This is a genomic window from Bifidobacteriaceae bacterium (genome assembly GCA_031281585.1).
Classification (GTDB): domain Bacteria; phylum Actinomycetota; class Actinomycetes; order Actinomycetales; family WQXJ01; genus JAIRTF01.
On the sequence record JAITFE010000147.1, the window covers coordinates 1 to 5,559 of the forward strand.

The following is a 5,559-nucleotide window of genomic DNA, read 5'->3' on the forward strand; positions in this document are numbered from 1 at the left end:
CCCACCCAGCCAGGCTACCGCGCAGATAATTAGTGCCCAATCCCCGTCGCACACCCCACGAAACCCCAGGCCAAAGCCCCAGCCACCACATCACCCCAAACAGTGGCACGAGTCAGGAGTCGTCGATCACGAGCAGTTCGACTTTGACGAGCGTGTCGAGGCATCCTTTCTTCTCGCCGAGGCGGTCCGCGACGGTCAAGTGGTCGAACAGGTCTGGGGCGGTGAAGTACAACACCGTCCGGTACTGCTGGCAGGCTTTGTTCGCCAACGCGCACGCCACGTATGTCTTGCCGGCGCCGGTCGGGCCCTGCAGGACGACGTCCTGCCGGTTGGCGATGTAACCGCCGCCGGCCAGCCGGGCGAGGAACTCGGTGTCGAGCTCGCGTCCCGGCATGGCTTTGACGTCGGCGAGGTCTGCGTCGGGTTGCGCTAGGCGGGCTTGGCGGCGCAGCCGCCGAAGCTTCCCGTTCTGGCGGCGCTCCCATTCCCAGTCAACGGCCATTTTGACCAGGTCGGGCCCGGACAGCGGCGTTTGACCCGACGTGCTCGCGGCCTGCTCGAAGCTGTCGGCCATTCCGGACAGGCGCATCTTGCGGAGTTTGACCATTGTCTGCTGATCGATCACCGGGCTCCTCCTTGCTGCCCGTAGTAGCCGGCTCCCCGGACGAAGCCTTTGGCGCCGAGCGGCGGCGCGGGCGCCGCCGGCGGAGGCTCCCACGCCGACCAGATCTTCTTGATCAGGGTGTACGACGGCTTCGGCGTCGCCGCCAGAGCGCGGCGGCAGGCTTCCTCCAACCGGCGCGTCCCGCCGGTCTTCTTCGCCAGCGACATCACCCCGAGGCAAGACCGGTAGGACTGCTCGACGATCTTGTGGGACGCGAGGATCGCCTGGACCGCTTCGACGCAGAACGGCCCCACCGTCGCGGCCCACTGCTCGAACCGGGCCGGCGTCCAGTCCGCCAACTGGTGGCGGTGTTTGGGCGGCATGTGCTCCTCGATGGTCGAATACCGGCCCCGCGCTCCCTTCGCCCTGGGATGGGAAGCGACCCGCTGCGCCCCGTCGAACACTTCGACCGTGTGGGACGTGATCCGCACGTCCAGCGTCCGCCCGATCATCTCGTGGGGCACAGAATAGAAATTGGATTCCACCTGGACGTGGTAATTTGGCCCGGCCTTCGCTTTCCTCAGTTCCGCCAACTCGAAGCGGGTGGGGGCAGCGGCCGCAGCAGTTCCCGTTCGTCGCGCTGGAACAAGATCAGACGGGAGTCCTCCCGTTTCTGGAACGGCTTCTGGTTGACCAGGGCGATCTCCTCGGAGACCGCCTCATTCAACTCCGCCAACCCGACGAACCGGCGTTCCCGCAAAGTCGCCGCGACACGGTAGGCGACATGCCTGACAGATCCTTCCGCGGTCGCCTTGTCACGGGGGCGCCTGACTCTCGCCGGGATGATCGCGGTCCCGTAATGCTCGGCGCACCTGGCGTAGGCCGGGTTCAGGGCCGGCTCGTAGCGGTCGGCTTTGGAAACGCCGACACGCAGGTTGTCCGGGGTCAGCAACCTGGCGGCGCCTCCGAAGAACTCGAACATGTGGACATGGGCGTCGATCCAGGACGCCAGCTTCATGTCCGCGAACCCCTCCACATAGGCGTACGCCGAATACGGCAACGCGGCGACGAACAGCCAGGCCTGGCGCAGCTCGCCGCTCAAAGGGTCCGCGAACGCCATCGGGTCGCCGGCCCAGTCCACCTCGATCAACTCGCCAGGGACGCGGGGAATCCGCATCGTCGCGCCCGTCGAGCGCATCCACCTGCGATACTGCTCATGGAAGTACGAGTACGCGTAGGGCGCCTCGCCGCTGGCGCGGCACCTGTCGGCGTACTCGGTCCACAACAAGAGCAGCGTCGTGTGCGGGCGTCCCATCTCTTTGTGCACATACTCGAAGTCGGGGGCGGCTCGCCCGGCCTGGGGGCTGTTCGGCGCGCCGAACAGCAAGCGGCGGACCTCGTCTGCTTCGAGGTCCGCCGCGTCCTGCCACACAATCCCCTTCGTCTTGGCGGCCTGGAACGCCGCGGCGACCGTGTTGCGCGAGCAACCCAGCACATCCGCGATGCCCCGTTGGCTCACACCCTCGGCTCGCAACCGGAGGATCTGTTTGTGGTCAACCATTGATTGGCTCCTTCTACTGTTGCCGCGCCCCGGATGGGCACGGACCAACAGACAGCCAACACGGGCGGCTCACCCCACCGGAACGATGGCTCACCCATCAACGGAACAACGGCTCAGCCCAACCGGAACCCCGGCCCAGTCCCAGCGGAACAACGGCTCCCAACCGCCGGAATATGCACCCAGGCATCCAGCGCTACGTAGGTAGCATCGTTCCGATCAGATCCGGGATAGAAGACCGGGGTCCTTGCACTAGAGGGTGTTAGAAAACGGTCGTTTTCTGACGTCTCCGACCGCGATCCGTTCGCGCGGCAAGTCACCGGGATACGCCCGCGGTTGGCGGTCATGGAAACCGCTGAAGACACGATTCTGGGGGTATGGGCCAGGGATTCGATTCGCCAAGGGGGTTCCCGGTGGCCGGCGTTGACCGCCGTAGGCGGTTCGGCCGCAGCAGGGTGTATACAGTTCAAAGGGCAACTCGGCCCACCGAAACCCCACGGATTGCCATGACGCGCCCGCCGCGATGGGAAGGATCAGATTCTTGAGCGAGACTCAGCCCCCGCCGACAGTTCATGCGTTTCCCGCCCCTTCCGTGCACATTGCCAGCGTGACTTCAGCATTGGGCGACCAAATCCAACTCCCCGCGCCGGGAGTCACTTGCGTGGTTGGACCGAACAACTCAGGCAAGACGCGCCTCCTGAAAGATCTAGTGGCCATGCTCTCGGGCTTCCATCCCGCGCCTGTCACCTTGACAACAGCCGAACTCGTCAAAGTGCCTCGTGCGCTTGACGCCAGTGTTGAAGCATGGCTCGGAAGCACCGCCCGGAAGCGCGACGAGCACCAAGGCCGCGCGCCGACTTTCAGTCCTTTCGGCGGGGGAGGTGAGATGGCTGTCGATGAGTTCGTTTCGGCTTGGAACCATCAGCCATATCTTCGGGGGATCTTCGGCTATTTTGGCTGGCATGCCACAGCGGCCTCGCTCGTCGGCCACGCGAGCCAGGAGGTTTCCCCGCCGATGGGTGGCGGCACACCGCTGAGCAGGGTGTTTGGAGAAGGAGAGATCGACGAGGCCATGTCCCGGCTCTCTGATCGAGTCTTTGGCTTCCCGTTGACTTTCGACAGGACCAGCGGACACTTCCGGTACCGTGTCGGAAGGCCACCGGTGCCGGCACCGCCCGTCGACCGTCCGACCAGGGAATATACCGACGGAGTCCTGTCACTGCCCAAACTCGCGGACCAGGGTGATGGTGTCAAGAGCTTCATGGGCCTGGCAATCAACGTGATCGCCGGAAACGCACAAATCCTGCTCGTCGATGAGCCGGAGGCATTTCTCCATCCAGCGCAGGCCCGAGAGCTTGGGCGATGGCTGGGAGTGGAGGCAGCGGAGACCGGCAAGCAGATAGTCGCAGCCACCCACGATAGAGACTTCCTTCTTGGGTTGCTCGATTCGAGAAGCCCTCTCACGGTCGTTCGAATAACGCGACACAACGGTGGAACGCGGCTTCAGCAGGTTCCTGCAGAGGATGTTCAGGACCTCTGGAACGATCCTGTCCTCAGGTACTCGAACGTCCTCCAAGGGCTCTTTCACCGCAGGGTCGTCGTGTGCGAATCGGACGCCGATTGTAGGTTCTACAGGGCTCTGCTGGAGTCGATCTGCGAAGAGTCCGGCAACACCGCTCTCGGTTACGACACACTCTTCATCCCGGCGGGCGGCAAGGATAGAGTCGCAGCGCTAGCCCGCGCTATCGCCTCCATCGGCGGAGACGCGCACGCCATAGTGGACTTCGATGTACTCGACAAAGCGTCGACCGTAAGGGAAATCGTTTCGGCGACGGGAGGCGAGTGGACGGAGGCGATGTCCGAGGCCTACAAGCACCTGCTCGACGCAGTCAATAGCGATAATGACCTGCGACAACGCCTCAAGCAATCGGGCCTTGCCGCTATCCCGAGAGGACGGGTTTCCGCGAACACCAGCATGCTTCTTGACTGGCTTCGAGAGCGCGGAGTGCATGTTGTTCCCGCAGGCGAGATGGAAGGTTTTGATCGCTCGGTTGACCACTCCAAGGGCGCATGGGTGAGCGAGATGCTGCAGCGCGGGAACCATCACTCAAACACAGATGCTCGTGATTTCATGCGTCCACTCGCCGAATGACCCGCTCTCGGTCTGATCTCGGACAACTGCCGGGACACGGAGAAGCGCCACCAAACAGCCGTCCCGGCCCCAAACAGAGGCCAAGCCCGTGGATTCACAGGTAGGCCAGGCTCGTCCTGTAAAACGAGAGGTCATACTCCGTGATTTGGCCCGGTTCGGCGAGACGGCACCGCTGCTCGGCCACAAGCTCCGCCCTCCCGGCCTCGTTTCCATCCGCGAAGACGTAGATGTCGTCATTGGCGAACTGGGTGCTGAAGAGCCGACACTCCACGTCGGGGAAGCGGTGTCTGGCCAGGACAAGGTCCTGGTTCATCAGCCTATCTGTCGTTCATTCTTCGCCTGCGGAGCCCGCTCGGGGGCTTTCGATTTCAAAGCAGATCCAGCCACTGACGGGCATCGTCGCGGCAGGGGCGCAGCGTAGGCCTCGGGAGCCAGTTCCCAAGGCACTGGCCGACGGAGGCGCCAGAATCAAGACAGGCGTGCCCATGCGGGTAGTCGCGTCCACCCACTGGTAACAGGCGGGAGCAACGTGGGTACGGAGAGCGGGAATCCGACGGCCGTGCGCTGACCGGAAACTGACCGATTTCAACGCCAGCGGACGGCGAACGCTGAAAGGCGGCGGCGACCAACAGCGCCCTGTCCGCGCACGTCATCGCACGTTATTGAAAATGACCGGATAGTCGACGAAAAGCGGCTGCCGCCAATGAATAGGTCAAAGGTTCGATTCCCCTGGGCGGCTCCCAACACTGCTGGTCAACGTGAGTTTTCTCCCCGTGATCAGGAGGCCGAAAAACCGCCGCATTTTGGGGAACGGCACCGCCCGCTGAGGGCCAGCCGCCGCGCTCGGCCCCGACAAGCAGACCAAGAAAGCCCGCGTGAGGCGGCCAGCCCTGCCGCACCCGACCCATCCGCAAATCGGAAGTTGGAACAGACCTTGCCGGACGTCAGCCCCACGACCATCGATGCGGCCCTGGGTGAACTGGTGTGCCGCAGCGCCATCGCCAAAGGGGGCCCCGGCCGCGCGACCGCCTACCGGGCGGCCCCGGACAAACCGTGGCCACCACCGGCAGTCTCTGCAGGCCAAGGGCGACTCTGCGCCGCACGCGGGCACGGCCCCCGGACCCAGCGGGGTCACCTGTCGGCCGCGTCCCCCAGCGGGCAGGCGTTGATGGTCGAGCCGTCTTCGAGGGTGGCGCTGGCCTGGCTTAGCTGGTCGGCCAGGTCGGCCGGCGGGGTCAGGCCCAA

The 5,559-nt window shown here is 64.5% G+C and carries 5 protein-coding genes; 1 reads left to right on the forward strand and 4 read right to left on the reverse strand.

Going from position 1 to position 5,559, the window contains the following annotated elements:
* Positions 1 to 112: 112 nt before the first annotated feature.
* Genes LBC97_15495 through istA form a run of 3 tightly spaced genes read right to left on the reverse strand, consistent with a single transcriptional unit; the run spans position 113 to position 2,165 of the window.
* Positions 113 to 625 (reverse strand): ATP-binding protein, encoded by a 513-nt coding sequence (locus tag LBC97_15495; protein ID MDR2567430.1) that lies wholly within the window; start codon positions 623 to 625, stop codon positions 113 to 115.
* Complete coding sequence (locus LBC97_15500) at positions 622 to 1,149, reverse strand: hypothetical protein (GenBank protein MDR2567431.1); 528 nt, start codon at positions 1,147 to 1,149, stop codon at positions 622 to 624. The genes LBC97_15495 and LBC97_15500 overlap by 4 nt, the downstream gene beginning before the upstream one ends.
* A 35-nt stretch (positions 1,150 to 1,184) precedes the next feature.
* Complete coding sequence (gene istA / locus LBC97_15505) at positions 1,185 to 2,165, reverse strand: IS21 family transposase (GenBank protein ID MDR2567432.1); 981 nt, start codon at positions 2,163 to 2,165, stop codon at positions 1,185 to 1,187.
* A gap of 604 nt (positions 2,166 to 2,769) precedes the next feature.
* Between istA and LBC97_15510 the strand changes: the two genes are divergently transcribed.
* On the forward strand, positions 2,770 to 4,314 hold the full coding sequence (locus tag LBC97_15510; GenBank protein ID MDR2567433.1) for an AAA family ATPase: 1,545 nt from the start codon (positions 2,770 to 2,772) through the stop codon (positions 4,312 to 4,314).
* Positions 4,315 to 4,408: 94 nt separating this feature from the next.
* On the opposite strand, the gene LBC97_15515 is transcribed toward LBC97_15510, so the two are convergent.
* Positions 4,409 to 4,627, reverse strand: coding sequence for a hypothetical protein (locus tag LBC97_15515; protein ID MDR2567434.1), 219 nt, complete (start codon positions 4,625 to 4,627; stop codon positions 4,409 to 4,411).
* Positions 4,628 to 5,559 lie beyond the last annotated feature (932 nt).